This is a genomic window from Cytobacillus sp. C11.1 (assembly GCF_058145115.1).
The window spans coordinates 394,641-419,168 of record NZ_CM176935.1 but is presented as its reverse complement, the minus strand read 5'-3'; the positions used below and the strand labels follow the sequence as shown (position 1 = coordinate 419,168).

The window sequence follows — 24,528 nt, the reverse complement described above, 5'->3', positions numbered from 1 at the left end:
TATCTAAGTTGTAATAAGCAGGGGGCGCTAATGCCTCCTGCTTTCTTAATACACTTTTGGTGATGCTTCAAGCTGAGGATCCATAAGTTTCTTTTTGGAAAATCGAAATACTAGAATCAGCATGACGGCTGCAGCAGGGTAAACAGGAATTGAATAAAAAAGCTTCCAGCCTGTATAGGTAAGAGCATGATTTTTTACAGTCAGCCATTCAAAAAATATCGAAAACGCACTCCAGCAAAGAATGTACCAAACTGTTTTCTTTCCATAGAGTTCCCAGCGATCATAGCCAAATAAAAACAGGAGGGCAGAACAAGGATACATAAAAAAGTGAAAGAGCGCACCGGAAAGTTCATATGTAGGATTATCTCCAAATAAATACATCTGAAAAGGTGTGGCAAGAAGAAAGTAATCAATTGTGGCAACTAATGCGACATTATAAACCCAGATAATCGTCACCAATGCAGGAGGAAAGTATTTTCGGATGGGTAAAAACAACAGAATAATGAGTGCAGATGTTATGATGAAGTACCACTCATTCCAATCAAAGGTAACATTCATAAACTAGCCTCCTCTATAAAGAATCTTCCTGAAAAACTTCATAAATCCAATTAATAGAAGCAAGGAAACAAGCCAAAAGGCAAATGACCACCAAAGTTTCCAATTTACATGGACTAGAACGCCTGTTAAATGTCCCATCCATTCCAAACCGCCAAGTATGAATAGGAAAAACAAGATTAACAAGAGCTTTCTTTTGAATGTTCTCAGACTAAGGAAATAAGAAAGAAACAACACCATGATGGCAGGAAAAAGCACGATTCGGTTAAGAAAATGGGAGAATTCATAGCTTAACTTTTCGGGAATGATCAAGGTTTTAAAGTTCATGTAGCAAAGAGCGGAAAGGTTTTGAAAAAGGTAGGAGCTAACCATCCAATATACGAGAATTTCCAGTATATGCAAGTGTTTCTTTTTCTTTATAAAAAGGAACAAAACAGCTACATTGATCACGAAGTAAAGAAAGAAAATCATGGAATGAACTCCCTTGTAAGATGCTTAATCTTTCCGAGTTACACTTATCTTGTTCATTATAAAGGGATTTATTAAGTAATCTTATAAATTTGGTTCTTTTCGTAAAGTTGTAGTAAGAAACAGAAATCTATAAGAAAAGCCTATACTTATAATGAGAAAAAAGACGAGCCGTTGTGAGTGCGTCTCGTCTTTTCTAATAAGTCTAAGGGGTTTTAGAAATCAAAATGATCCGGATCTGGTCCTACACGTAGATCCTCATTTAAGGAATCGATAAGACTGATGTCTTCGGCAGATAGCTCAAACCCAAATAAGTCGGCATTTTCTTTGATCCGATACCGCTTTGTCGATTTAGGAATAATGATTATATCGTTTTGCAGATGCCATCTTAAAACAATTTGCGCAACAGATTTTCCATATTTTTTAGCGAGTCCGTTCAGGACTTCGTTTTCAAATAATCCGCCTTGCATTAATGGTGCCCATGCTTCAATCTGCATGTCATGCCGGGCAGCGAACGAGCGGAGTTCTTTTTGTGATAATTTTGGGTGCAGTTCAATTTGATTAATCATTGGTTTAATTTCTGCTGTTTTTAATAACTCTTCCAGATGATGCACCTGAAAGTTGCTGACGCCAATCGCTTTTATTTTGCCTTCCCTATACAACTGCTCAAACGCTCTCCAAGTGTCAGCATATTTTCCTTCGACTGGCCAATGGATTAAATAAAGATCCAGGTAGTTCAATCCCATTTTCTCCAGAGAAGTGTTAAATGCCTGAAGTGTTTCTTCATATCCCTGGTCATCGTTCCATACTTTCGATGTGATAAAAAGTTCTTCTCTGTTAAGCCCTGACTGGCGAATGGCTCTGCCTACCCAATCTTCGTTTTCATAAATGGATGCTGTGTCAATGCTGCGGTAGCCCGTTTCAATGGCTGCATTAACTGCAGTTAAAAGTTCATCTTCTTTTTGTACTTTAAATACACCCAGGCCAATCTTAGGCATTTTTACTCCATTTACTAGTGTAACTGTACTTTTTAAAGATAATTGATTCAATTCAAATCACTCCTTTAATTAGTTGGTTTTCTCAAGCTTTCTCAGGAATCCGGTTAATCCTGCTGCCCCTAATACCATCACTGCGCCAATCCAAGGTGTGTGAATTAGCCCGAAGGAATCAACAATAAGGCCGCCGGCAAATGAACCGATAGCGATTCCTATGTTAAAGGCTGCAATATTTAAGGCAGAAGCGACGTTCACAGCAGATGGGACATATTTCTCTGCCAGGTTCACAACAAGAATCTGAAGGCCGGGCACATTCATAAATGCGAATAATCCCATTAAGAAAATAGCGATAAGACCTAGTGCTTTATATGGTGCCGCAAAGGTTAGCAATACAAGAATAAGGGCTTGCATGGCGAACATCCAGAACAGAGCCTTTAAGGGATTCTTATCTGAAGCTTTTCCGCCAATGACATTTCCGATGGCTACTGCAAAGCCGTAAGCAAGCAATATGATGCTGATCCATTTATGGCTGAACCCTGTTACCTCTTCAAGAAGCGGAGTCAAATACGTAAATGCCACAAAGGTTCCGCCATATCCCAGGGCAGTGATGCTAAAGGCTAAAAGGAGTTTGCCGCTGCTCAAGATTTTCAGCTGTTCACTGAACTTGGATGGAGGTGCTTCTTTCAGGTTTTTTGGAACCAGGATGGCACTAGAGATAATCCCGATTACACCAAGCAGTGCCACTCCCCAGAAAGTAGCTCTCCAGCCGAACATTTGGCCGATAAAAGTTCCCAGAGGAACGCCGGTAACAGTCGCAACGGTTAAACCGGTGAACATAAAGGCAATCGCACTGGCCCGTTTGTTCTCAGGAACTAAATCAGCGGCAATGGTTGAGCCGATGGAGAAGAAGATTCCGTGTGAAAAAGCTGTGATAAAGCGTGCTATTAGCAAAAGGCTAAAAGACGAGGACATGGCTGCAACAGAATTCCCGATGATAAATAAAATCATTAATGACATGAGCAAAGATTTGCGGCTCATTTTACTGGTCAAAGCAGTCAGGATTGGTGCCCCTATGGCGACACCAACTGCATAGCCCGAAATTAATAAGCCGGCAAGGGTAATTGAAATTCCTAAATCATTGGACAGGGTAGACAATAAACCGACAGGCACAAATTCTGTGGTGCCAATACCGAATGCACTGATTGCCAGTGCAAGCAGGGCAGGTGTACCGCTTTTTTCTTTTTGCGTATTTATGGCAATGGAACTCATATGAATGATCCTCCTTATATCTAAAAAAGTTGATGAAGAGAAGACTTCATAACCTGGCGCCTTTCAAATTTGGTTATGCTGCCTTGATGAATGTCATTATGAAGCATAAAAGATAAAGTGAATAGTACGTACTTTAAAGTGATATAGGCACTAAAAAGTACCCTATGGTCAATTTCACCATTACGTTTCGTGCTTCCTTATGCTATTATGGATGGCATGAGTAGAAATGAATAGTACGCACTTTAAAGTAATGCAGGTACTTTAAGGTGCCTATGTGATATAAAGGGAGGAATGAAGATGGCTTACAATATTCCGGTAGAAGCGACGCTCGATGTAATCGGGGGAAAGTGGAAAGTCGTCATCATGTGCCATTTGATTAAAGGAGAGAAGAGGACAAGCGAGTTAAAAAGGCTGATGCCTGGAATTACCCAAAAAATGCTTACCCAGCAGCTGCGTGAGCTTGAAGCTGATGGTGTTGTAAATCGAACTGTTTATGATCAGGTTCCTCCGAAGGTTATCTATTCATTAACAGATTACGGGTGGTCACTCCGCCCAATACTGGATGCTATGTGCAACTGGGGTGAAGGGCATATAGAATTGACAGGCGGGGAGCTTGTGGAACAGTAAAATGAATAAGGACTCGTTTGCAATTGGCAAGCGGGTCCTTTTTTTGTTTATTTTATTGATTCTAGATAACAAGCGCTAAAGGAAAGCCAAAGGGATAGAATAAAAAAATGAAATGGTCCATATTGTGCATAATATGAACTCAGCATTACTGCAGCCCTGCAACCCGAACTCCGTCGCCCGGAGTCCTTTTTCGCTTATTGATGAAAAATACCCAATGAGCCGAATGCCGAATAGGAAAAACCAGATAACTATAATGCTAATTAATAAAATAATCATTTGGTTTTTTTGCTTCAATTAGCCCCCTTAGCTTGAGTAATCATAAGCATTCTTCGTAAAAAGGACTGCAGTGATTACTTGTTTTTCTCTTTTATCTGTTCGCGGATACTCTCGAGTTCCTCCAGGGACAGCGAACCGAGGGATTTTTTTATTTCTTCTTCTATCTGTTTTTTGTTATTTTCCCGGTATTGATCCCACCATTCCCGAAGGCCCTCCGTATGTGTAAGGAGGTATTCAATATCAATTTCTTCTACTTCATCATCAGACAAATATTCTAAGACAGCAGCTAACATACGATTAAGATTGCCGATATCATCTTTATTTTTTTCGTTGGGGGGCGATGGTTCTTGAGTACCCTTTTCATTCTGTTCCTCTTCGCTGGCTGCTGCAGATGCAGATTTCCGTGGCATAGTATTCCCCTCCTAAAAACATTTAAGATTTGCCTTTAGTATTGCCTTAAAAATTTATATTGAATTAGTAATTAAACTACTGAACGATTTTTCCGTTTAAGCGTCATATCATAAAAAGCATAGTTTGGGGTGCTATATATGAAAGAACGTGACATTCAGTTTAAAACGGATATTACTTTAAAGGGAACGGTAAGCTTCCCGGAGAAGTTTGAAGGGAAACCGCCTCTTGTCGTCATTCTTCATGGATCAGGCCCGGTTGACCGGGATGCCAATGTAAAACATATGCAGATGAATGCTTATAAAATGCTGGCTGAATTCTTTGCCTCTATCGGGGTGGCGGTACTTAGATATGACAAACGGGGAGCAGGTGAGAGCGGCGGAGATTTTTATGAAACAGGGATGTGGGATTTGGTTAGCGACGGTGTGGCAGCTGTAAAAGCAGCCCGTGAGCTTCCGGAAATTGATTCAGATAGAATTTTTCTGCTCGGGCATAGCGAGGGATGCTCGCTGATTCCTCCAATTAATAAGCAGGTAAACGCAGCAGGCCTCATTCTGCTGGCGGGGCAGGCAGATAATGTGCGGAAGGCTTCTGAATTCCAGACCAAACAGCTTGAGGAGGAAGTAACCGAAATGAAAGGATTTACCGGTATGCTCCTTCGTGCGTTAAAAGTTCATAAAACGACAGCTTCCAAACAGAAGAAGTTATTCGATGAGATGGTGGAGTCGGATGAGACGGTAATGAAAAAAGGCTTAACAAAGATTAACGCGAAGTGGGCACGCGAGCATTTTCAATATGAAATGGAAGAGGATTTAGCTGCTATTACTTGTCCGGTGCTAGCGATTACCGGGAATAAAGATGTTCAGGTTGAGCCTAACCATGTGCACCTTTTTGCTGAAAAGGTAAATGGACCTGCAGAGGGCTATAATGTAAGGGATATGAATCATCTTCTAAGAGATCAGGAAGAGCCTGTATCTATGATTAAGGTTAAATCTATCTATAAAGAAAGTCTTACTAAACCGCTGAGCCCGGAGATGCTGTTAATAATTAAGCAGTGGGCAGAGAAATATATCTTATAATAGAAGAAAAGGTGTGTGCTCTGTTAATATTTTTTAGAAATTAATGGGGCATGCATTTTTTTATATTAGGTGTTGACTTTATCTATCAAATTATAGTAAGATAGTTTTTGTCGCTAAGAGGCAATTACTTATTGGCAACAAAAAACTTTTTAATCTGTTGAATACCAAACAGAAAAAAGATGAAAAATGAAGTTGACTTCTCCTTAAGAAGATGATACAATGAATTTCGTTGTCACTTCGAAAGAAGCTCAACAAAATAGTTCTTTGAAAACTAAACAAAGCAGAAACGTCAACGTTAATTCTTTAGTCTTTTTTGAAAAGACAACAGCGGATCGTCGATTAAGAACGCCACGTCCTGTGGCAACATCGACGTCAACACATCCGTGTGTAAGTGAGCTTAATCAACTCTTATATGGAGAGTTTGATCCTGGCTCAGGACGAACGCTGGCGGCGTGCCTAATACATGCAAGTCGAGCGGACGGATGGGAGCTTGCTCCCTGAAGTCAGCGGCGGACGGGTGAGTAACACGTGGGCAACCTGCCTGTAAGACTGGGATAACTTCGGGAAACCGGAGCTAATACCGGATAACTCTTTCCCTCACATGAGGGAAAGCTGAAAGATGGTTTCGGCTATCACTTACAGATGGGCCCGCGGCGCATTAGCTAGTTGGTGAGGTAACGGCTCACCAAGGCAACGATGCGTAGCCGACCTGAGAGGGTGATCGGCCACACTGGGACTGAGACACGGCCCAGACTCCTACGGGAGGCAGCAGTAGGGAATCTTCCGCAATGGACGAAAGTCTGACGGAGCAACGCCGCGTGAGTGATGAAGGTTTTCGGATCGTAAAACTCTGTTGTTAGGGAAGAACAAGTACCGGAGTAACTGCCGGTACCTTGACGGTACCTAACCAGAAAGCCACGGCTAACTACGTGCCAGCAGCCGCGGTAATACGTAGGTGGCAAGCGTTGTCCGGAATTATTGGGCGTAAAGCGCGCGCAGGCGGTTCCTTAAGTCTGATGTGAAAGCCCCCGGCTCAACCGGGGAGGGTCATTGGAAACTGGGGAACTTGAGTGCAGAAGAGAAGAGTGGAATTCCACGTGTAGCGGTGAAATGCGTAGAGATGTGGAGGAACACCAGTGGCGAAGGCGACTCTTTGGTCTGTAACTGACGCTGAGGCGCGAAAGCGTGGGGAGCAAACAGGATTAGATACCCTGGTAGTCCACGCCGTAAACGATGAGTGCTAAGTGTTAGAGGGTTTCCGCCCTTTAGTGCTGCAGCAAACGCATTAAGCACTCCGCCTGGGGAGTACGGCCGCAAGGCTGAAACTCAAAGGAATTGACGGGGGCCCGCACAAGCGGTGGAGCATGTGGTTTAATTCGAAGCAACGCGAAGAACCTTACCAGGTCTTGACATCTCCTGACAACCCTAGAGATAGGGCGTTCCCCTTCGGGGGACAGGATGACAGGTGGTGCATGGTTGTCGTCAGCTCGTGTCGTGAGATGTTGGGTTAAGTCCCGCAACGAGCGCAACCCTTGATCTTAGTTGCCAGCATTCAGTTGGGCACTCTAAGGTGACTGCCGGTGACAAACCGGAGGAAGGTGGGGATGACGTCAAATCATCATGCCCCTTATGACCTGGGCTACACACGTGCTACAATGGATGGTACAAAGGGCTGCAAGACCGCGAGGTTAAGCGAATCCCATAAAACCATTCTCAGTTCGGATTGCAGGCTGCAACTCGCCTGCATGAAGCCGGAATCGCTAGTAATCGCGGATCAGCATGCCGCGGTGAATACGTTCCCGGGCCTTGTACACACCGCCCGTCACACCACGAGAGTTTGTAACACCCGAAGTCGGTGGGGTAACCTTTTGGAGCCAGCCGCCTAAGGTGGGACAGATGATTGGGGTGAAGTCGTAACAAGGTAGCCGTATCGGAAGGTGCGGCTGGATCACCTCCTTTCTAAGGATAAATTGAAGCATTATTGCTTCATAAAAATGACGTTTCTGTTTTTGTTTAGTTTTGAGAGAACTATCTCTCACTGCTGAAATTTAGTAAGCAGCTTTGTTCCTTGAAAACTAGATAATGTTAATGAAGAAGCAATAACCGAGTAATCGCCATCTTAGTTTTTTTCTCTTATGTAAGTTTTTTTAAAACCAAGTAAGAGCACAAACCATGAGGACGATGAGCGGCAAGAAGATCAAGGAAGCGACCGAACGAGCACCGGAGCGTACGAGAGTACGTAAGGAGCACAGTGACGAAGCTGACGCAGAGATTCGCAGTCGATCATTGGCCGAAGTAGGTTAAGTTAGAAAGGGCGCACGGTGAATGCCTTGGCACTAGGAGCCGATGAAGGACGGGACTAACTCCGATATGCTTCGGGGAGCTGTAAGTAAGCTTTGATCCGGAGATTTCCGAATGGGGAAACCCCCTATCCGTAATGGGATAGGATCCATATCTGAATTCATAGGGTATGGAAGGCAGACCCGGGGAACTGAAACATCTAAGTACCCGGAGGAAGAGAAAGCAAACGCGATTCCCTGAGTAGCGGCGAGCGAAACGGGATTAGCCCAAACCAAGAGGCTTGCCTCTTGGGGTTGTAGGACACTCTACACGGAGTTACAAAGGAACGAGGTAAATGAACAGGTCTGGAAAGGCCGGCCAGAGAAGGTAAAAGCCCTGTAGTTGAAACTTCGTTCCCTCCAGAGTGGATCCTGAGTACGGCGGGACACGAGAAATCCCGTCGGAAGCAGGGAGGACCATCTCCCAAGGCTAAATACTCCCTAGTGACCGATAGTGAACCAGTACCGTGAGGGAAAGGTGAAAAGCACCCCGGAAGGGGAGTGAAAGAGAACCTGAAACCGTGTGCCTACAAGTAGTTAGAGCCCGTTAATGGGTGATAGCGTGCCTTTTGTAGAATGAACCGGCGAGTTACGATTACATGCGAGGTTAAGTTGACAAGATGGAGCCGCAGCGAAAGCGAGTCTGAATAGGGCGAATGAGTATGTGGTCGTAGACCCGAAACCAGGTGATCTACCCATGTCCAGGGTGAAGTCCAGGTAACACTGGATGGAGGCCCGAACCCACGCACGTTGAAAAGTGCGGGGATGAGGTGTGGGTAGCGGAGAAATTCCAATCGAACTTGGAGATAGCTGGTTCTCTCCGAAATAGCTTTAGGGCTAGCCTCATGTAGTAAGAGTCTTGGAGGTAGAGCACTGTTTGGACTAGGGGCCCTCATCGGGTTACCGAATTCAGACAAACTCCGAATGCCAAAGACTTATCCATGGGAGTCAGACTGCGAGTGATCAGATCCGTAGTCAAGAGGGAAACAGCCCAGACCACCAGCTAAGGTCCCAAAGTATACGTTAAGTGGAAAAGGATGTGGAGTTGCTTAGACAACCAGGATGTTGGCTTAGAAGCAGCCACCATTTAAAGAGTGCGTAATAGCTCACTGGTCGAGTGACTCCGCGCCGAAAATGTACCGGGGCTAAACGTATCACCGAAGCTGTGGATGGACACCATTAGGTGTCCGTGGTAGGAGAGCGTTCTAAGGGCGTTGAAGCTAGACCGCAAGGACTGGTGGAGCGCTTAGAAGTGAGAATGCCGGTATGAGTAGCGAAAGATGGGTGAGAATCCCATCCACCGAATGCCTAAGGTTTCCTGAGGAAGGCTCGTCCGCTCAGGGTTAGTCGGGACCTAAGCCGAGGCTGAAAAGCGTAGGCGATGGACAACAGGTTGATATTCCTGTACCACCTCTTTACCGTTTGAGCAATGGGGGGACGCAGGAGGATAGGGTAAGCGCGCTGTTGGATATGCGCGTCCAAGCAGTTAGGCCGGTAACGAGGCAAATCCCGTTACCACACAGGCTGAGCTGTGACGGCGAGGGAAATTTAGTACCGAAGTTCCTGATTCCACACTGCCAAGAAAAGCCTCTAGCGAGGGAAAAGGTGCCCGTACCGCAAACCGACACAGGTAGGCGAGGAGAGAATCCTAAGGTGAGCGAGAGAACTCTCGTTAAGGAACTCGGCAAAATGACCCCGTAACTTCGGGAGAAGGGGTGCTCATTAGGGTGAATAGCCCTGATGAGCCGCAGTGAATAGGCCCAGGCGACTGTTTAGCAAAAACACAGGTCTCTGCGAAGCCGCAAGGCGAAGTATAGGGGCTGACGCCTGCCCGGTGCTGGAAGGTTAAGAGGAGAGGTTAGCGCAAGCGAAGCTTTGAATCGAAGCCCCAGTAAACGGCGGCCGTAACTATAACGGTCCTAAGGTAGCGAAATTCCTTGTCGGGTAAGTTCCGACCCGCACGAAAGGCGTAACGATCTGGGCACTGTCTCAACGAGAGACTCGGTGAAATTATAGTACCTGTGAAGATGCAGGTTACCCGCGACAGGACGGAAAGACCCCGTGGAGCTTTACTGTAGCCTGATATTGAATTTTGGTACAGCTTGTACAGGATAGGTAGGAGCCGTAGAAACCGGAGCGCCAGCTTCGGTGGAGGCGTCGGTGGGATACTACCCTGGCTGTATTGAAATTCTAACCCGCGCCCCTTATCGGGGCGGGAGACAGTGTCAGGTGGGCAGTTTGACTGGGGCGGTCGCCTCCTAAAAAGTAACGGAGGCGCCCAAAGGTTCCCTCAGAATGGTTGGAAATCATTCGCAGAGTGTAAAGGCACAAGGGAGCTTGACTGCGAGACCTACAAGTCGAGCAGGGACGAAAGTCGGGCTTAGTGATCCGGTGGTTCCGCATGGAAGGGCCATCGCTCAACGGATAAAAGCTACCCCGGGGATAACAGGCTTATCTCCCCCAAGAGTCCACATCGACGGGGAGGTTTGGCACCTCGATGTCGGCTCATCGCATCCTGGGGCTGTAGTCGGTCCCAAGGGTTGGGCTGTTCGCCCATTAAAGCGGTACGCGAGCTGGGTTCAGAACGTCGTGAGACAGTTCGGTCCCTATCCGTCGTGGGCGCAGGAAATTTGAGAGGAGCTGTCCTTAGTACGAGAGGACCGGGATGGACGCACCGCTGGTGTACCAGTTGTCTTGCCAAAGGCATCGCTGGGTAGCTATGTGCGGAAGGGATAAGTGCTGAAAGCATCTAAGCATGAAGCCCCCCTCGAGATGAGATTTCCCATAGCGTCAAGCTAGTAAGATCCCTGAAAGATGATCAGGTTGATAGGTCAGAGGTGGAAGCGTGGCGACATGTGGAGCTGACTGATACTAATCGATCGAGGACTTAACCAAGTTATTGGTGATACTCGGCAACACTTCTTCATGCATTATCTAGTTTTGAAGGAACAAACCTTCTAAAAAAATATAGTCTAGTGACGATAGCGAGAAGGTCACACCCGTTCCCATACCGAACACGGAAGTTAAGCTTCTCAGCGCCGATGGTAGTTGGGGGCTGTCCCCCTGTGAGAGTAGGACGTTGCTAGGCGAACCCCAAACGGGGTATTTATTTTGCCAAATTATGAGATGGCCCCTTGGTCAAGCGGTTAAGACACCGCCCTTTCACGGCGGTAACACGGGTTCGAATCCCGTAGGGGTCACCATTTGGAGGATTAGCTCAGCTGGGAGAGCATCTGCCTTACAAGCAGAGGGTCGGCGGTTCGATCCCGTCATCCTCCACCATATTTTTTGGACGAGCCATTAGCTCAGTCGGTAGAGGATTTTAAAATTTGCAGCATCGAAGCAAACCATCCTCGAATAGCAACTTTTAAAATCTGCAACAAAGAACGCAGGGCTTTGGAGCACTATGCAAATGTAGTTTAGGAATTCATATCAAAGTATGAGCCATTAGCTCAGTCGGTAGAGCATCTGACTTTTAATCAGAGGGTCGAAGGTTCGAGTCCTTCATGGCTCACCATTTTAATTTAATATTGCGGGTGTGGCGGAATTGGCAGACGCACCAGACTTAGGATCTGGCGCCGCAAGGCGTGGGGGTTCGACTCCCTTCACCCGCACCATTTTTAAGCGGAAGTAGTTCAGTGGTAGAACATCACCTTGCCAAGGTGGGGGTCGCGGGTTCGAATCCCGTCTTCCGCTCCATTATTTTGCGCCCGTAGCTCAATTGGATAGAGCGTTTGACTACGGATCAAAAGGTTAGGGGTTCGACTCCTCTCGGGCGCGCCATAAAAACGGGGAGTAGCTCAGCTTGGTAGAGCACTTGGTTTGGGACCAAGGGGTCGCAGGTTCGAATCCTGTCTTCCCGACCAGCGACACTTTATTTATAAAACATGGGGCCTTAGCTCAGCTGGGAGAGCGCCTGCTTTGCACGCAGGAGGTCAGCGGTTCGATCCCGCTAGGCTCCACCATAAAATTTAATCATTTTGGCGGTGTAGCTCAGCTGGCTAGAGCGTACGGTTCATACCCGTGAGGTCGGGGGTTCGATCCCCTCCGCCGCTACCATTATGATCTTTGATCTTAATATTTCGGAGGAATACCCAAGTCCGGCTGAAGGGATCGGTCTTGAAAACCGACAGGCGGGTCAAACCGCGCAGGGGTTCGAATCCCCTTTCCTCCTCCATTATTTTAATACTATTATCGCGGGGTGGAGCAACGAGCGTTACTTCACTGAAAAAACTGCGAGTTGTACCGATCGAGCTGCTGCTTGATTAAGCATCCTAAGATCGGGACAGTCCTTATGCTGTATGTGAGCATAGAAAAATCACATAAATACTATTATCGCGGGGTGGAGCAGTCCGGTAGCTCGTCGGGCTCATAACCCGAAGGTCGCAGGTTCAAATCCTGCCCCCGCAATCTGGTCCGGTAGTTCAGTTGGTTAGAATGCCTGCCTGTCACGCAGGAGGTCGCGGGTTCGAGTCCCGTCCGGACCGCCATTTTTAAACTAAATAGATAAATGGCTCAGTAGCTCAGTCGGTAGAGGATTTTAAAAGAATGCAGCTGCGAAGCTTTAGCATCATTGAATGGCATGCTTTTAAAATCTGCAACAAAGAACGCAGAGCTTTGAAGCACAGCTATCTAACTTTAGGGTTATTAATTTAATACGGCTCAGTAGCTCAGTCGGTAGAGCAAAGGACTGAAAATCCTTGTGTCGGCGGTTCGATTCCGTCCTGAGCCACCATATTTCCTAAGTCTTTTCAGACGATGGAGGGGTAGCGAAGTGGCTAAACGCGGCGGACTGTAAATCCGCTCCTTCGGGTTCGGCAGTTCGAATCTGCCCCCCTCCACCATTTATATAGGGGTATAGTTTAATGGTAAAACGAAGGTCTCCAAAACCTTTGATGTGGGTTCGATTCCTACTACCCCTGCCAGTAGGAAGATGGCGGTTGTGGCGAAGTGGTTAACGCATCGGATTGTGGCTCCGACACTCGTGGGTTCGATTCCCATCAATCGCCCCATTTTTCTTTTAAAAGAATCTTTAATGGGCTATAGCCAAGCGGTAAGGCACCGGACTTTGACTCCGTCACTCGCAGGTTCGAATCCTGCTAGCCCAGCCATTTTTAAGGCAGCATAGCCAAGTGGTAAGGCAGAGGTCTGCAAAACCTCCATCCCCGGTTCAAATCCGGGTGTTGCCTCCAAACAATGTAAACGCGGGTGTAGTTTAGTGGTAAAACCTCAGCCACGAGCAACGCTCCCATGAATCAACAGCGAGTTGCCTCGACGCATCAGCTTCCTGAATAAGCTTTTAGAGAAAGAGGCATGCAAGGGCAGGAAATTATATAGTAGTTTTAATATTAATTATAAACGCGGGTGTAGTTTAGTGGTAAAACCTCAGCCTTCCAAGCTGATGATGAGGGTTCGATTCCCTTCACCCGCTCCAAAAATGGGCCTATAGCTCAGCTGGTTAGAGCGCACGCCTGATAAGCGTGAGGTCGGTGGTTCGAGTCCACTTAGGCCCACCATTATACATACCATTTTCAACCTAATCCTATACGGGATTAGGTTTTTTTGTTTACATTGAAAGAAAGATATGGAGAGGAGATCATTTGTTAAGAAAAGCCTGTCTTAGGAAGAGACAGGCTTTTCTATTATCGAATTTCAGCTTTGCCGTCCCAGATAAAAATGGAAGTGAAAAAGTGAAGAAGAACGAATCGAAGTGAATCGTGCCGGTGGAAGTGAAAAAGTGAAGGTGAAGGGAACGAATCGGAGTGAATCGTGCCGGTGGGAACGAAAAAGTGAAGGTGAAGGGAACGAATCGGAGTGAATCGTGCTGGTGGAAGTGAAAAAGTAAAGGTGAAGGGAACGAATCGAAGTGAATCGTGCCGGTGGAAGTGAAAAGCGTGGATAAAGGGAACGAATATGAACGATTTGTGAACAGTGCAAAATTGAAGATATGTATTTAATTAGTTTGAAAACGGCGTAAAGCGTTGATAACTCTGAGGATTTTTAGATAATGGACCTTATTTTTAACGGGAAAGTTGTGAGATAAGTGTGATGCAGTTCACTTTTGTGAAAAACGTTCTCAATTATGATATAAGTAACAAAAACTTAAGGGGGATGATGGAAGGTGGAAACGAAAAAAGTGATCCAGGGGGGCAAGGCAGCAAAGGAACATGGCACGCTGAAGGGGACCATTTTTTCAGTAACCGTTGTGGGGTTAGGGATCTTTGTTACGTATCTAATTGTTTATGGCCTGTATATGGCCAGATTATAGGGGGGATTAAAAATGATGCATCGCTCTGAGAAGATATGGCTTTTCTTAAGTTTTGGGATGATTATCGGATTTATGCTCATTACGGGTTATCAGACATTTGCTTTAGAAATGGGGCCGCCAAGCTATGGGGAACGGATTGATCCGCAAAAAGTGGATGAAACAGCACCGTTTGACCAGCCTGGCATCAAGAAGATTGGCGAGAATGAATATGAAGTTGTCATGACGCTGCAGGTGTTTAGTTTTACACCAAACGAAATCGAAGTGCCTGCCGGATCAACCGTTCATTTTACACTAACTTCTAAAGATGTCGTACACGGGTTCCAGGTTGCAGAAACCAACTTGAATGCCATGGTTGTTCCTGGCTATGTGCAAAAGATTACCCAGAAATTCGACAAGCCAGGTGAATATTTAGTTTTGTGCAACGAATACTGCGGTGCCGGACACCAAATGATGAGCACAACGATTACGGTTAAATAAAGGGGGGAGAAACAGTGGAAACCATTATTAACAAGTCAGGGAATACACAAGTTTTTAGGGAAAAAGCAAATAAAGTCATGGGCATCAGCCTGGAGGATGCGAGATTAACAAAATCATACCTATCTGTAGCCTTCTTAGCCATCCTGCTGGGCGGATTGCTTGGCCTATTGCAAGGTCTGAATCGGGCCGGAATGCTGGAATTGCCAGTTTGGCTGAACTACTATCAAGTATTGACTGCACACGGACTTCTCTTAGTTGTAGTTTTATCAGCTTTCTTTACAATTGGCTATTTCTATGCGGGATTATCCCATACATTGGGCGGCCTGCTTCCGAAGGTCAGAAAGATGGCCTGGATCGGTTTTTGGATGAAGATTTTCGGATTTGTATTAGCTGTTATTCCGATTTTAATGAATGAAGCATCTGTCATGTATACCTTCTACCCGCCAATGGCAGCTTCACCCATTTTCTATATTGGCTTGGTATTTATCGTCCTAGGGGTTTGGATGTGCGCATTTGGTGCCTTCATCAATGTGGCAAGCTGGAGAAAACGCAATCCTGGACAGCATATTCCAATTCTCTCTTTCTTTGCAACAGGTGTGTTTGTACTCTTATTCTTCGGAAGCCTTCCGGTTGCAATTGAAGTATTTACAATCATCCCGTGGGCTTTCGGCTGGGTTGAAACCATCAATGTCATGGTTGCGCGTACGCTGTTTTGGGCTTTTGGCCATACACTCGTGAATATCTGGTATTTAACAGCGGTTTCTGCCTGGTATGTTATTGTGCCGAAAATCATCGGCGGGCACAGATGGAATGATCTTTTAACAAGAATTGTGGTAATTGCACTCGTTATTATGAATATTACCGGTGGATTCCACCATCAGATCATTGACCCTGGTATTTCGGAGCCAGTGAAATACATGCACGTATTTATGAGTTTGGCAATTGGCTTCCCATCCTTGATGACTGCTTATGCAATGTTTGCGGTATTTGAACGTACAGCCAGAAAGAAAGGCGGAAGAGGTCTTGTTGGCTGGTATAAAAAATTACCTTGGGGCGATGTCCGTTTCCTTGCACCATTTATCGCGATGGCAGCCTTTATCCCTGCCGGAGCGGGCGGTATTGTCCAAAGCACAAACCAATTGAATCAGGTTGTCCACAACACCATGTGGATCGTGGGCCACTTCCACTTAACACTTGGCATGTCTGTTGTGATGACATTCTTCGGCATCAGCTACTGGCTTGTTCCTTATGTGTCGAAAAGAGTGCTGACACCGCAGATTAACAAGTTAGGTATTATCCAAACGATTATTTGGACCATCGGTATGATCATCATGTCTGGAGCAATGCACTGGGTCGGATTATTGGGATCACCAAGAAGAACTTCTTATTCCACTTATTTTGACAATGCAACGGCTCTAAGCTGGGATCCATACTTATTCTTCCTGGCGATCGGCGGAACTTTGCTAATGATCGGTGTGCTTATCCAGGTGTATGCAGTATTCTACCTCATGTTCTTTGCACCAAAAGGAAACACTGAGTTCCCGGTAGCGGAAGTGGAAGAGGATGCAGCGCCAACACCAAGATGGACAGAGCGCTGGGGCTTATGGATTGTGTGCATGATTGTTCTTGTCGGCATGGCGTATGTCATTCCGCTCGTTGACTTCATCGTTAATGCGCCTCCGGGTTCACCTCCATATAAGACCTGGTAAGGAAAAAGAGATAGCTCGGCTGGCTGGGCTGTCTCTTTCTTTTAAAAGGAAGTGATGAACATGTTTCCAAAGAATAGAACAGCTTTATCCAGCTTAATTGTATTGTTATTCGGAGTGGTCTTGTTTTTTATTGGCACAGACGGCTTTCAGGCCTTTACAGCAGAGTCTGCCCGTGTGAACCAGCTGATGGATGAAAAGCCTCAGTTTCCGGATGTTATCCTCGAGGATAATAAAGGTAGGACCTATTCTTTTTCCGAGTTTGAAGGAAAGTATGTGTTTATTACCTTTTTGTATACTTCATGCGGAACGGTTTGCCCGGAGCTTGAGGTCAATATGTCTGAAGTGTATAAGCGGATTCCAAAGAAATACATCGGCAAGGACATCCAATTCCTCAGCATCAGCTTTGATCCGGAGCGGGATGATCCTGAGACACTTGATACGTATCGAAAGGCATTTGGCAGTGACGGGGAAACGTGGAGAATGGCGAGGATTCCGGATCAGCAGGAGCTGAAGTCACTACTAGATCGTTTTGGTGTCATTGTTATTCCGGATGAGTACGGAAATTTTGCCCATAACTCCGCCTTCTATCTGGTGAATCCTGAAGGACGATTAATGGAAGTCATGGATTACACGCTCATTGATGAAGCTGCGGATCAGGTAACGGAGATTTTACAGAGCGGAGGGGATAAAAGATGAAGCAATCAGTCTATGGTTTCTTACTGCTTCTTGCTTTAATTCTCCCGCCTGTAGCCAATTTGCTGGAGTCCATCATGATTACCCATATGCATATGCAAATGCCGATGCTGGTGTTTGCGGGATTTCTGATGGCGAAGTTCTTTCAGCAGCGTTTTCCTCAGTTTTTTGAAAAATGGAATGAAAACGGCGTTCCGGGTATTCTGCTGTTTACCATCATCATGGTGTATTGGTCCCTTCCAAGGACGATGGATGAAGCCTTGACGCTGACAAGTGTGGAAGCCTTTAAATTCATCTCGCTGCCATTTTTGGCAGGGGTGCCTTTGCGGGACAGCTGGCCAAAGCTTAGTTCTTTCGGAAAACATGCTCTTATCATATTTTTTACCGTGGTATTCCTGGGGTTGGGATGGCTGTATATTTGGTCGCCTGTGCAGCTGTGCAATAACTATTTGGTGATCGAACAGATTACATTGGGATGGGGATTTATCTCAACAGCATTTGCTATGGTCGTTTACTTGGTTTATAGCTATTTTATGGATTTTTCGAAGTATGAATAAAAGGATGCCTGCTGCCAATCTGGCAGCAGTTTTTTGATTGGCTTGTCATGATTTTTGCTAGGAGAGTTAAGTAGCATTAATACTCAAAACCATTCATATATATGGAAGGGAGTGTGAAAATCAGGGGGGATAATATGGCGGATCCAATTGTGGCAAGATCGCTGGACGAAATTAAATTTTGGTCCAGAATTATGAAAGAGCATGCCTTATTTTTAAGTTTGGGGTTTACGTACGAACAGAAACAATTAATTGCCGAAGCGCAACAATTTATTGCTCTTTTTGAAAGAATAGAGGAAAGGCTGGCTAGATTTACAGTCAACTCAGAACTAGGTCAAGTTCAGGCCTTTAATAACGAAGTTTATCAAGCAGCAGCTGCTATCTGGAGCTATAAAAGGAAAGTACTGGGTCTGACATTGCGCTGCGAAATTCGTTCTAATAATTATCCTTTATTAATCGACCATATCAGCAGGGAAGCTGCATATTTTGCCAATCGCTTAAAAGATCTTAACGCAGGGATACTCGCACCAAAACCAGAAGCTATTATTGAAGAGAATGTTTTCTTCCTTAAAATTATGGCTGATCATGCCAAGTTTATCGGCCATCTTTTAGATCCTTCGGAAAGAAAGTTAGTTGAACAGGCCAGGGAGTTTAGCCATGATTTTGACCAATTGGTATTTCAGGCTGTTGATCTAGAATCCATGCAGCCGCAATCAGAAACAAAACCTTTACTTAGTCAATTTTTAAACCAGAATAAAGTATCCGTTGCTTCGTTAAGGGACTTTAAGAAAACAGCAAGAGAATTAATTGAGGCATGCCGAATCAAGAGCAATATTCACCCGCTTCTGGCCGACCATACATTTAGGGAAGCTGAAAGGTTTTTGGAGATCATTGATTTGTTTGAAGCTAGCCTGAATAAGGCTTAACTTGCTTATAAGAAATAATTTTTAATAGTGAGGTTGAATAAATGGCTACAAATAAAAATGATTTCGTAAGCGGATTTGTTCCACACCATAATCATGGTTCAGTTGATTATACTTCGGTTAATGATGGGCATGTTCACCAATGCCTGGATGTCTCTTCTCCTCCCATTCAGACTCAAGGTCAAAACCATATTCATTATACCGAGGGATATGTTGTGTTTGAAGACGGGCATACTCACTACTATAAGGCATACTCCGGACCAGCGATTCCAGTAGGAAATGGAATGCATGTCCATTACTATGATTTTTATACAACCGAAGATGATGGACACCGGCACCGGATAAGGGGTGTTGACCAGCCAGCTCCAGGTAATAAATAGTTATATATATCTAACAGAACGAGCCAACCTACCAATAGGTTGGCTCGTTCTGTTTATTAAGAATATAATTTTTCCCTCATTCAACTTACTTGTATATTGCCTATTTAGTTAAAAGTGTCCAAAAAGATTGCTCTAGACCCACCTGCATTCTAGTTGGTAATATAGTCAGGTGCTATATAGGGGGCAAGTGTATGGAAGAGAAAAAGTATAAGAATCTAAAACTGGGAGAACGGGCTGCCGTTATTAGTATAGCGGCTTACATATGTCTTTCTGTCTTAAAGCTAGTAATTGGTTATATGAGTGGCTCTGCTGCATTGAAAGCAGATGGTTTTAACAATACAACCGATATCATAGCATCTGTTGCTGTCCTCATCGGCTTGAGAATTTCACAGAGGCCGCCTGATAAAAATCATGGGTATGGACATTGGAAAAGTGAAACAATAGCTTCGATGGTTGCCTCCTTTATCATGGCAGCAGTGGGGCTGCAAGTGCTGATGAATGCTGTCTCCTCCATGTTTGAAGGGGTGCAGGAGTCTCCCGACATTATGGCCGCTTATACCGGCGTATTTTCCGGCCTGGCCATGTACTTTGTTTATCGTTACAACAAAAAATTAGCCCTTAAAATTAACAGCAAAGCTGTAATGGCAGCGGCAAAGGATAATATCTCTGATGCCTGGGTAAGTTTTGGGGCCGCCGTTGGGATATTTGGATCACAATTGAATATGCCCTGGCTTGATCCCGTGACGGCCATTATTGTCGGTCTTTTAATATGCAAAACAGCCTGGGATATCTTTAGGCAGGCTTCCCATGATCTTTCAGATGGCTTTGATGAAAATAAAATCAAACACTATCAGGATGTCATTGTAAAAGTAGATGGGGTTAAAGGGATCAAAGATATTAAAGGCAGAAGCTATGGAAACAATGAAGTCATAGATGTGGTCATTCTTGTTAATTCCGCGCTGGATATTAAAGAAGCCCATGATATTGCGACACATGTGGAGCAAGTGATGATGAATGATTATGGGGTGTATGATGTTCATGTTCATGTGGAGCCGAATTAAGGAAAGCAAGAAATAAATAAAATGCCTATTGCCGGTTTGGACAGGCTTTTCTGGGTGTTAGACAAATGAATGTACAATAGTATAAAGGGCCTGGATAACGAGATTTGCGACTGCTCCTGCTGGAAGGGAAGGTATTAAATTCTTTGTGAATATTGGAGGAGTTTTAAAAAAAACCTTTTATTTATTTCCTGCTTTATGTATACTGAAGTTGAATTTTAATAGCAATAACTAGGGGTGCCCAATAGTTTGGGCTGAGAAAGAAACACGTTAAGTTTCTTGACTCTTTGGACCTGATCTGGATCATACCAGCGTGGGGAAGTTAGTGAGTGCAAAAGTTTTTTTGTACAAAACATCTACGGCTAAGCCGGTCCATATTTATATGGACCGGCTTTTTTACATCTCTGGCACTTCCTTGGCTCTAGATCTCGTCCTTACATTTTTATAAGGGAGAGATTCGAATGACTGCAAGTTCATTAAATCAAGAGCGTATTTCCATTATGTCGAGTTTTACAGGCAGCAAAAAAATCTATGTGGGAGGATCCAGACCTGATATGAAGGTTCCTATGCGTGAGATTGAACTAAGTCCCACGAGCGGAACTTTTGGAGAAGAAAGCAATGAGCCGCTTCGTGTATATGATACGAGCGGCCCTTATACTGATCCTCAATATTTGGCAGATTTTAAAAAAGGACTTCCTGCACTAAGAAATGGTTGGATTCATGAGCGCGAAGATGTTGAAGAGTATGAAGGCCGGAAAATTAAGCCTGAGGATAATGGGTATGAAAGGGAGAATGATCCGCGTGCCAATCATAAAGTTTTTCCAGGATTAGCCCGCAAGCCATTGCGTGCGAAAAAAGGAGAAAATGTCACCCAGCTACACTATGCCAAAAAAGGGATCATTACTCCCGAGATGGAGTTTATAGCCATTAGAGAAAATATGGACCCTGAATTTGTTCGTTCTGAAGTAGCAAGGGGCAGGGCAATCATTCCTGCCAATATCAATCACCCGGAAACGGAGCCAATGATAATCGGCAGGAATTTCCACGTTAAAATTAATGCGAACATTGGAAACTCTGCAGTTTCATCCTCTATTGAAGAAGAGGTAGAAAAAATGACCTGGGCTACACGCTGGGGAGCAGATACGATTATGGATCTATCCACAGGTAAAAATATTCATACCACACGTGAATGGATAATCAGAAACTCTGCAGTCCCAGTCGGCACAGTTCCAATCTATCAAGCCCTCGAAAAGGTTAACGGCATCGCCGAGGATCTTACGTGGGAGGTTTATCGTGACACCCTAATTGAACAAGCGGAGCAAGGGGTTGACTACTTTACCATTCATGCAGGTGTTCTTCTTCGGTATGTTCCGTTAACAGCAAAACGGTTAACCGGAATTGTATCGAGGGGCGGATCCATTATGGCCCAGTGGTGTTTGCATCATCATAAAGAAAACTTTTTATATACTCATTTTGAAGAAATCTGCGAAATTATGAAATCCTATGATGTGGCCTTCTCACTGGGGGATGGATTGCGGCCGGGATCGATTGCAGATGCCAACGACGAGGCTCAATTTGCAGAGCTCGAGACTCTTGGGGAACTGACCCAAATTGCCTGGGAACACGATGTGCAGGTTATGGTAGAGGGACCAGGCCATGTTCCAATGCACTTAATTAAAGAGAATATGGATAAACAATTGGAAATCTGCAAGGAAGCGCCATTCTACACACTCGGCCCCCTTACCACTGATATCGCTCCCGGATATGATCATATTACCTCTGCAATCGGGGCTGCCATGATAGGCTGGTTTGGAACCGCAATGCTTTGCTATGTTACCCCTAAAGAACATTTGGGTTTGCCGAATCGGGATGATGTCCGCGAGGGTGTCATTACTTATAAAATAGCTGCACATGCCGCGGATTTGGCAAAGGGACACCCAGGCGCACAAAAAAGAGATGATGCCCTGTCAAAAGCCCGGTTTGAATTCCGATGGAGGGATCAATTCAATCTATCACTGGATCCTGAACGTGCATTGGAATACCATGATGAGACGTTGCCGGCTGAAGGGGCAAAAACAGCACACTTTTGTTCCATGTGCGGGCCCAAATTTTGCAGCATGAGAATTTCTCAGGATATTCGCAATTATGCTAAGGAGCAAAGGCTTGGTACGGAGGAAGCGATAAAGAAAGGCTTGGAAGAAAAAGCAGATGAATTCAAACAAACGGGTGGAAATATTTATCAGTGAAAATAATCTTTTCTTAATTTAATAGCCATTACATTCGCTGGGGGTGCCTGTTTGCAGGCTGAGATTGAAGTAAATACTTTAAGACCCTTGGAACCTGATCTGGAATATACCAGCGTAGGGAAGTGGAGGATCGGGGATATTAAAAGCCCCGTACAGCCGCTTTCTTTTTTTGGAGGCGGTTTTTTATTTGTAGGCTCTCTTCTAAGCGATTGGTTGTTGAATAGGTTCATTGAGACAAACGAGGTTGGGTTGATTGGAGCGTAAGGTGCGAGACTCCGGCGGGAGGAGCGGGACAGGTGAGACCCCACAGGCGCGCCGAGGAGGCTCACCGCCCGCCCCGCGGAAAGGGAGCATCCTGGAGCGGAAATCAACCACTCCTTATTACTTTTAAAAACAACAATGATTGCGAAAACAGCCTATTTGTTAAACAGTAAATAGCATTTAAAAAGAGGGGAGATATCGCGATGACGAAACAGCTGCATGTTATATCGGATGGAAAGCTTTCTCTAGAGGCTTTCGCTGAAATAGCAGGTGAACTTGAACCCTTTACAGATAGATTCCACTTACGGGAAAAACAGCGAACCTCAAGGGAGCTATATACAGGATTAAAGCTGCTTCTTAAAGAGGGAATCCCTATTCATAAAATCGTTATAAATGATCGGGTGGATGTTGCGTGGGCCTTTAAAACGGGTGTGCAGCTTGCTTTTCACAGTCTGCCAGTCCACGTTGTAAGAAGGCATTTTCCTGATATGCCAATCGGCTGTTCCGTACATTCTCTTGAAGAAGCCGAAGAGGCAACCAAACAAGGAGCAGATTATGTTCTGTTTGGCCACATTTTTGAAACAGATTCTAAGAAGGGAGTTCCGCCAAGAGGAATTGGGGCATTGGAGGCTGTTAAAAAGAGAAATGATATCCCGGTATTGGCTATTGGCGGCATTAAACCTGAGAACGTTCCTGAAGTTGTGGGGGCGGGAGCAGATGGCATTGCTGTGATGTCAGGGATTTTGCAGGCAAAGGATCCTGTTGAGGCAGCAAAGCTATTTTTAAAGAAATTAAACGAGGAGGGACAGTGAATGAGAAAAGTGTATGACGCCGTTATTGTTGGGGGAGGCATTAACGGAAGCTCCATTGCTTTTCAGCTATCGAAAAGAGGATATAAAGTAGCTGTTTTGGAAAAGGGGAAAATAGCCGGCAAGGCTTCCGGAGCCGCAGCTGGAATTTTAGGTGCACAAACGGAGCTGACAGAAGATGGACCGCTTTTCCAATTGGCATGTAAAAGCCGATGCATGTTTCCGAGACTTGTCCCTGAACTTGAAGAGCTATCACATGTACATATTGGCTATGAAAATAAGGGCATGTATAAGGTGGCGGCTGATGAAGATCAAGAGCTGGAATTAAAAAGACTAATAGAAAGCCAGCGAAAAGCGGGTGAGCAGGCTGAGTGGCTTTCGATTGATGAACTGATCAAACGGGAGCCATCCGTGTCTGACAAATTGCGGGGTGCCATGTATATACCAAATGATGGCCAGGTTCAAGCATATGAATTGTCACTTGCCTTTGCAAAAGCTTCAAGGGCCCTCGGCGCAGAAATCTATGAGTATACAAGTGTATCAGAGCTTATTTTAAAAGATGAAAAAGTTCATGGGGTCATAACCGACCTGGGAGAATTCCTGGCAGAATCCGTTATAGTCGCCACCGGAGCCTGGAGCAGGATGCTTCTTGAAAAAACAGGCTTGTCACTGCCGATTATTCCGGTTAAAGGAGAATGCTTCTCGGTCGCTGCCGAGAGACCGCTTATAAAAGGGACTATTTTTTCACATGGATGCTATATCGTTCCTAAGCGATCAGGGAGATTAGTAGTAGGAGCGACCGTTAAGGTAAATTCATTTGATGAGAAGGTAACTCTTGAAGGGATATCTTCGCTGATGGAAAAGGCGAAAAACCTGATTCCGGGCATAGCGAATGCGGAATGGGAGCGTGCCTGGACAGGAATCCGTCCGCAATCGGCTGATGGCCAGCCTTTTTTAGGAGAACATCCTGCCTACAGGGGATTATATATTGCGGCTGGTCATTTCAGGAATGGGATCCTCCTTGCTCCGGCAACAGGAGAGCTCATGGCAGACATCCTTGAAGGGAAAACAGAGACATCAAACCCATTCGAGCTGTCCCGCCTTGAATCTATAGCCCATTCGTAAAAAGGAGTG

At 45.1% G+C, this 24,528-nt stretch carries 18 protein-coding genes, 20 tRNA genes, 3 rRNA genes and 2 riboswitches; of the genes, 36 read left to right on the top strand and 5 right to left on the bottom strand.

The window, feature by feature from the left end; translation table 11 throughout:
• Positions 1-45: 45 nt before the first annotated feature.
• The 4 genes from AC3ZVC_RS02165 to AC3ZVC_RS02150 all read right to left on the bottom strand — a co-directional run bounded on the left by AC3ZVC_RS02165 (position 46) and on the right by AC3ZVC_RS02150 (position 3,287).
• Complete coding sequence (locus AC3ZVC_RS02165; RefSeq protein ID WP_490066060.1) at positions 46-558, bottom strand: hypothetical protein; 513 nt, start codon at positions 556-558, stop codon at positions 46-48.
• Positions 559-561: 3 nt separating this feature from the next.
• Positions 562-1,026: a hypothetical protein gene (locus AC3ZVC_RS02160; RefSeq protein ID WP_490066059.1), complete on the bottom strand. Its 465-nt coding sequence runs from the start codon at positions 1,024-1,026 to the stop codon at positions 562-564.
• A gap of 212 nt (positions 1,027-1,238) precedes the next feature.
• A complete protein-coding gene (locus AC3ZVC_RS02155; RefSeq protein WP_490068792.1) occupies positions 1,239-2,021 on the bottom strand; it encodes an aldo/keto reductase in 783 nt (260 codons plus the stop codon).
• A 69-nt stretch (positions 2,022-2,090) separates the two neighbouring features.
• Entirely contained in the window at positions 2,091-3,287 is a 1,197-nt protein-coding gene (locus tag AC3ZVC_RS02150) for an MFS transporter (protein ID WP_490066058.1), read from the bottom strand.
• Positions 3,288-3,584: 297 nt separating this feature from the next.
• Between AC3ZVC_RS02150 and AC3ZVC_RS02145 the strand changes: the two genes are divergently transcribed.
• Complete coding sequence (locus AC3ZVC_RS02145) at positions 3,585-3,914, top strand: winged helix-turn-helix transcriptional regulator (RefSeq protein ID WP_483297146.1); 330 nt, start codon at positions 3,585-3,587, stop codon at positions 3,912-3,914.
• Positions 3,915-4,264: 350 nt separating this feature from the next.
• On the opposite strand, the gene AC3ZVC_RS02140 is transcribed toward AC3ZVC_RS02145, so the two are convergent.
• Complete coding sequence (locus AC3ZVC_RS02140) at positions 4,265-4,600, bottom strand: hypothetical protein (RefSeq protein ID WP_490066057.1); 336 nt, start codon at positions 4,598-4,600, stop codon at positions 4,265-4,267.
• 138 nt (positions 4,601-4,738) lie between these two features.
• On the opposite strand from AC3ZVC_RS02140, the gene AC3ZVC_RS02135 reads away from it, so the two are divergent.
• The 35 genes from AC3ZVC_RS02135 to thiO all read left to right on the top strand — a co-directional run bounded on the left by AC3ZVC_RS02135 (position 4,739) and on the right by thiO (position 24,519).
• Positions 4,739-5,677, top strand: coding sequence for an alpha/beta hydrolase family protein (locus AC3ZVC_RS02135; protein WP_490066056.1), 939 nt, complete (start codon positions 4,739-4,741; stop codon positions 5,675-5,677).
• 409 nt (positions 5,678-6,086) lie between these two features.
• Positions 6,087-7,636 (top strand): 16S ribosomal RNA (locus tag AC3ZVC_RS02130).
• A 339-nt stretch (positions 7,637-7,975) separates the two neighbouring features.
• A 23S ribosomal RNA gene (locus AC3ZVC_RS02125) occupies positions 7,976-10,911 on the top strand.
• A gap of 76 nt (positions 10,912-10,987) precedes the next feature.
• Positions 10,988-11,104, top strand: a 5S ribosomal RNA gene (gene rrf, locus AC3ZVC_RS02120).
• The 16S, 23S and 5S rRNA genes sit together here with 20 tRNA genes alongside, the layout of an rRNA operon.
• A 40-nt stretch (positions 11,105-11,144) precedes the next feature.
• Positions 11,145-11,219: transfer RNA gene (locus AC3ZVC_RS02115), tRNA-Glu, on the top strand.
• 3 nt (positions 11,220-11,222) lie between these two features.
• Positions 11,223-11,298, top strand: a tRNA-Val gene (locus tag AC3ZVC_RS02110).
• Between the two features lie 159 nt (positions 11,299-11,457).
• Positions 11,458-11,533: transfer RNA gene (locus tag AC3ZVC_RS02105), tRNA-Lys, on the top strand.
• Between the two features lie 15 nt (positions 11,534-11,548).
• Positions 11,549-11,633 (top strand) — tRNA-Leu (locus tag AC3ZVC_RS02100).
• Positions 11,634-11,640: 7 nt separating this feature from the next.
• Positions 11,641-11,715, top strand: a tRNA-Gly gene (locus tag AC3ZVC_RS02095).
• Between the two features lie 7 nt (positions 11,716-11,722).
• Positions 11,723-11,799 (top strand) — tRNA-Arg (locus AC3ZVC_RS02090).
• Positions 11,800-11,805: 6 nt separating this feature from the next.
• Positions 11,806-11,882, top strand: a tRNA-Pro gene (locus AC3ZVC_RS02085).
• Between the two features lie 23 nt (positions 11,883-11,905).
• Positions 11,906-11,981: transfer RNA gene (locus AC3ZVC_RS02080), tRNA-Ala, on the top strand.
• Between the two features lie 17 nt (positions 11,982-11,998).
• Positions 11,999-12,075: transfer RNA gene (locus AC3ZVC_RS02075), tRNA-Met, on the top strand.
• A gap of 25 nt (positions 12,076-12,100) precedes the next feature.
• Positions 12,101-12,193, top strand: a tRNA-Ser gene (locus AC3ZVC_RS02070).
• Positions 12,194-12,352: 159 nt separating this feature from the next.
• Positions 12,353-12,426, top strand: a tRNA-Met gene (locus AC3ZVC_RS02065).
• A 3-nt stretch (positions 12,427-12,429) separates the two neighbouring features.
• Positions 12,430-12,506: transfer RNA gene (locus AC3ZVC_RS02060), tRNA-Asp, on the top strand.
• A gap of 169 nt (positions 12,507-12,675) precedes the next feature.
• Positions 12,676-12,751 (top strand) — tRNA-Phe (locus AC3ZVC_RS02055).
• A 25-nt stretch (positions 12,752-12,776) separates the two neighbouring features.
• Positions 12,777-12,860 (top strand) — tRNA-Tyr (locus AC3ZVC_RS02050).
• A gap of 7 nt (positions 12,861-12,867) precedes the next feature.
• Positions 12,868-12,941 (top strand) — tRNA-Trp (locus tag AC3ZVC_RS02045).
• Between the two features lie 11 nt (positions 12,942-12,952).
• Positions 12,953-13,028 (top strand) — tRNA-His (locus AC3ZVC_RS02040).
• Positions 13,029-13,052: 24 nt separating this feature from the next.
• Positions 13,053-13,127 (top strand) — tRNA-Gln (locus AC3ZVC_RS02035).
• A 7-nt stretch (positions 13,128-13,134) separates the two neighbouring features.
• A tRNA-Cys gene (locus tag AC3ZVC_RS02030) sits at positions 13,135-13,208 on the top strand.
• A 168-nt stretch (positions 13,209-13,376) separates the two neighbouring features.
• Positions 13,377-13,450: transfer RNA gene (locus AC3ZVC_RS02025), tRNA-Gly, on the top strand.
• Between the two features lie 5 nt (positions 13,451-13,455).
• Positions 13,456-13,532: transfer RNA gene (locus tag AC3ZVC_RS02020), tRNA-Ile, on the top strand.
• A 605-nt stretch (positions 13,533-14,137) separates the two neighbouring features.
• Positions 14,138-14,284, top strand: coding sequence for a hypothetical protein (locus AC3ZVC_RS02015; protein WP_214727189.1), 147 nt, complete (start codon positions 14,138-14,140; stop codon positions 14,282-14,284).
• A gap of 12 nt (positions 14,285-14,296) precedes the next feature.
• The gene (locus tag AC3ZVC_RS02010; RefSeq protein ID WP_214727190.1) at positions 14,297-14,761 is read left to right on the top strand and encodes a cytochrome c oxidase subunit II; all 465 of its coding nucleotides are present in this window, start codon (positions 14,297-14,299) and stop codon (positions 14,759-14,761) included.
• A gap of 77 nt (positions 14,762-14,838) precedes the next feature.
• Positions 14,839-16,470: a cbb3-type cytochrome c oxidase subunit I gene (locus AC3ZVC_RS02005; protein ID WP_490068791.1), complete on the top strand. Its 1,632-nt coding sequence runs from the start codon at positions 14,839-14,841 to the stop codon at positions 16,468-16,470.
• Between the two features lie 60 nt (positions 16,471-16,530).
• Positions 16,531-17,166 (top strand): SCO family protein, encoded by a 636-nt coding sequence (locus AC3ZVC_RS02000; protein ID WP_490066055.1) that lies wholly within the window; start codon positions 16,531-16,533, stop codon positions 17,164-17,166.
• Entirely contained in the window at positions 17,163-17,720 is a 558-nt protein-coding gene (locus AC3ZVC_RS01995; RefSeq protein ID WP_490066054.1) for a hypothetical protein, read from the top strand. Before AC3ZVC_RS02000 ends, AC3ZVC_RS01995 begins: the two co-directional genes overlap by 4 nt.
• A gap of 134 nt (positions 17,721-17,854) precedes the next feature.
• Entirely contained in the window at positions 17,855-18,643 is a 789-nt protein-coding gene (locus AC3ZVC_RS01990) for a DUF2935 domain-containing protein (RefSeq protein WP_490066053.1), read from the top strand.
• Between the two features lie 41 nt (positions 18,644-18,684).
• Positions 18,685-19,020, top strand: a complete 336-nt coding sequence (locus AC3ZVC_RS01985) for a YmaF family protein (protein ID WP_490066052.1) — start codon at positions 18,685-18,687, stop codon at positions 19,018-19,020.
• Between the two features lie 191 nt (positions 19,021-19,211).
• Positions 19,212-20,081 carry a cation diffusion facilitator family transporter gene (locus AC3ZVC_RS01980; protein WP_490066051.1) on the top strand — a complete coding sequence of 290 codons (870 nt, stop codon included), beginning with the start codon at positions 19,212-19,214 and terminating at the stop codon, positions 20,079-20,081.
• A 220-nt stretch (positions 20,082-20,301) separates the two neighbouring features.
• Positions 20,302-20,415: riboswitch (TPP riboswitch) on the top strand.
• A gap of 124 nt (positions 20,416-20,539) precedes the next feature.
• Positions 20,540-22,324 (top strand): phosphomethylpyrimidine synthase ThiC, encoded by a 1,785-nt coding sequence (thiC, locus tag AC3ZVC_RS01975; RefSeq protein WP_490066050.1) that lies wholly within the window; start codon positions 20,540-20,542, stop codon positions 22,322-22,324.
• Positions 22,325-22,353: 29 nt separating this feature from the next.
• Positions 22,354-22,462, top strand: a riboswitch (TPP riboswitch).
• Between the two features lie 326 nt (positions 22,463-22,788).
• Positions 22,789-23,397, top strand: a complete 609-nt coding sequence (tenI, locus tag AC3ZVC_RS01970; protein WP_490066049.1) for a thiazole tautomerase TenI — start codon at positions 22,789-22,791, stop codon at positions 23,395-23,397.
• Positions 23,398-24,519, top strand: coding sequence for a glycine oxidase ThiO (gene thiO, locus AC3ZVC_RS01965; RefSeq protein WP_490066048.1), 1,122 nt, complete (start codon positions 23,398-23,400; stop codon positions 24,517-24,519).
• The last annotated feature ends 9 nt before the right edge of the window (positions 24,520-24,528 follow it).

Bases quoted from the DNA above. Each gene is read 5' to 3' on its own strand.
- AC3ZVC_RS02165 (WP_490066060.1), bottom strand. From the start codon at position 558: ATGAATGTTACCTTTGATTGGAATGAGTGGTACTTCATCATAACATCT.
- AC3ZVC_RS02160 (WP_490066059.1), bottom strand. From the start codon at position 1,026: ATGATTTTCTTTCTTTACTTCGTGATCAATGTAGCTGTTTTGTTCCTT.
- AC3ZVC_RS02155 (WP_490068792.1), bottom strand. From the start codon at position 2,021: ATGCCTAAGATTGGCCTGGGTGTATTTAAAGTACAAAAAGAAGATGAA.
- AC3ZVC_RS02150 (WP_490066058.1), bottom strand. From the start codon at position 3,287: ATGAGTTCCATTGCCATAAATACGCAAAAAGAAAAAAGCGGTACACCT.
- AC3ZVC_RS02145 (WP_483297146.1), top strand. From the start codon at position 3,585: ATGGCTTACAATATTCCGGTAGAAGCGACGCTCGATGTAATCGGGGGA.
- AC3ZVC_RS02140 (WP_490066057.1), bottom strand. From the start codon at position 4,600: ATGCCACGGAAATCTGCATCTGCAGCAGCCAGCGAAGAGGAACAGAAT.
- AC3ZVC_RS02135 (WP_490066056.1), top strand. From the start codon at position 4,739: ATGAAAGAACGTGACATTCAGTTTAAAACGGATATTACTTTAAAGGGA.
- AC3ZVC_RS02010 (WP_214727190.1), top strand. From the start codon at position 14,297: ATGATGCATCGCTCTGAGAAGATATGGCTTTTCTTAAGTTTTGGGATG.
- AC3ZVC_RS02005 (WP_490068791.1), top strand. From the start codon at position 14,839: ATGGGCATCAGCCTGGAGGATGCGAGATTAACAAAATCATACCTATCT.
- AC3ZVC_RS02000 (WP_490066055.1), top strand. From the start codon at position 16,531: ATGTTTCCAAAGAATAGAACAGCTTTATCCAGCTTAATTGTATTGTTA.
- AC3ZVC_RS01995 (WP_490066054.1), top strand. From the start codon at position 17,163: ATGAAGCAATCAGTCTATGGTTTCTTACTGCTTCTTGCTTTAATTCTC.
- AC3ZVC_RS01990 (WP_490066053.1), top strand. From the start codon at position 17,855: ATGGCGGATCCAATTGTGGCAAGATCGCTGGACGAAATTAAATTTTGG.
- AC3ZVC_RS01985 (WP_490066052.1), top strand. From the start codon at position 18,685: ATGGCTACAAATAAAAATGATTTCGTAAGCGGATTTGTTCCACACCAT.
- AC3ZVC_RS01980 (WP_490066051.1), top strand. From the start codon at position 19,212: ATGGAAGAGAAAAAGTATAAGAATCTAAAACTGGGAGAACGGGCTGCC.
- thiC (WP_490066050.1), top strand. From the start codon at position 20,540: ATGACTGCAAGTTCATTAAATCAAGAGCGTATTTCCATTATGTCGAGT.
- tenI (WP_490066049.1), top strand. From the start codon at position 22,789: ATGACGAAACAGCTGCATGTTATATCGGATGGAAAGCTTTCTCTAGAG.
- thiO (WP_490066048.1), top strand. From the start codon at position 23,398: ATGAGAAAAGTGTATGACGCCGTTATTGTTGGGGGAGGCATTAACGGA.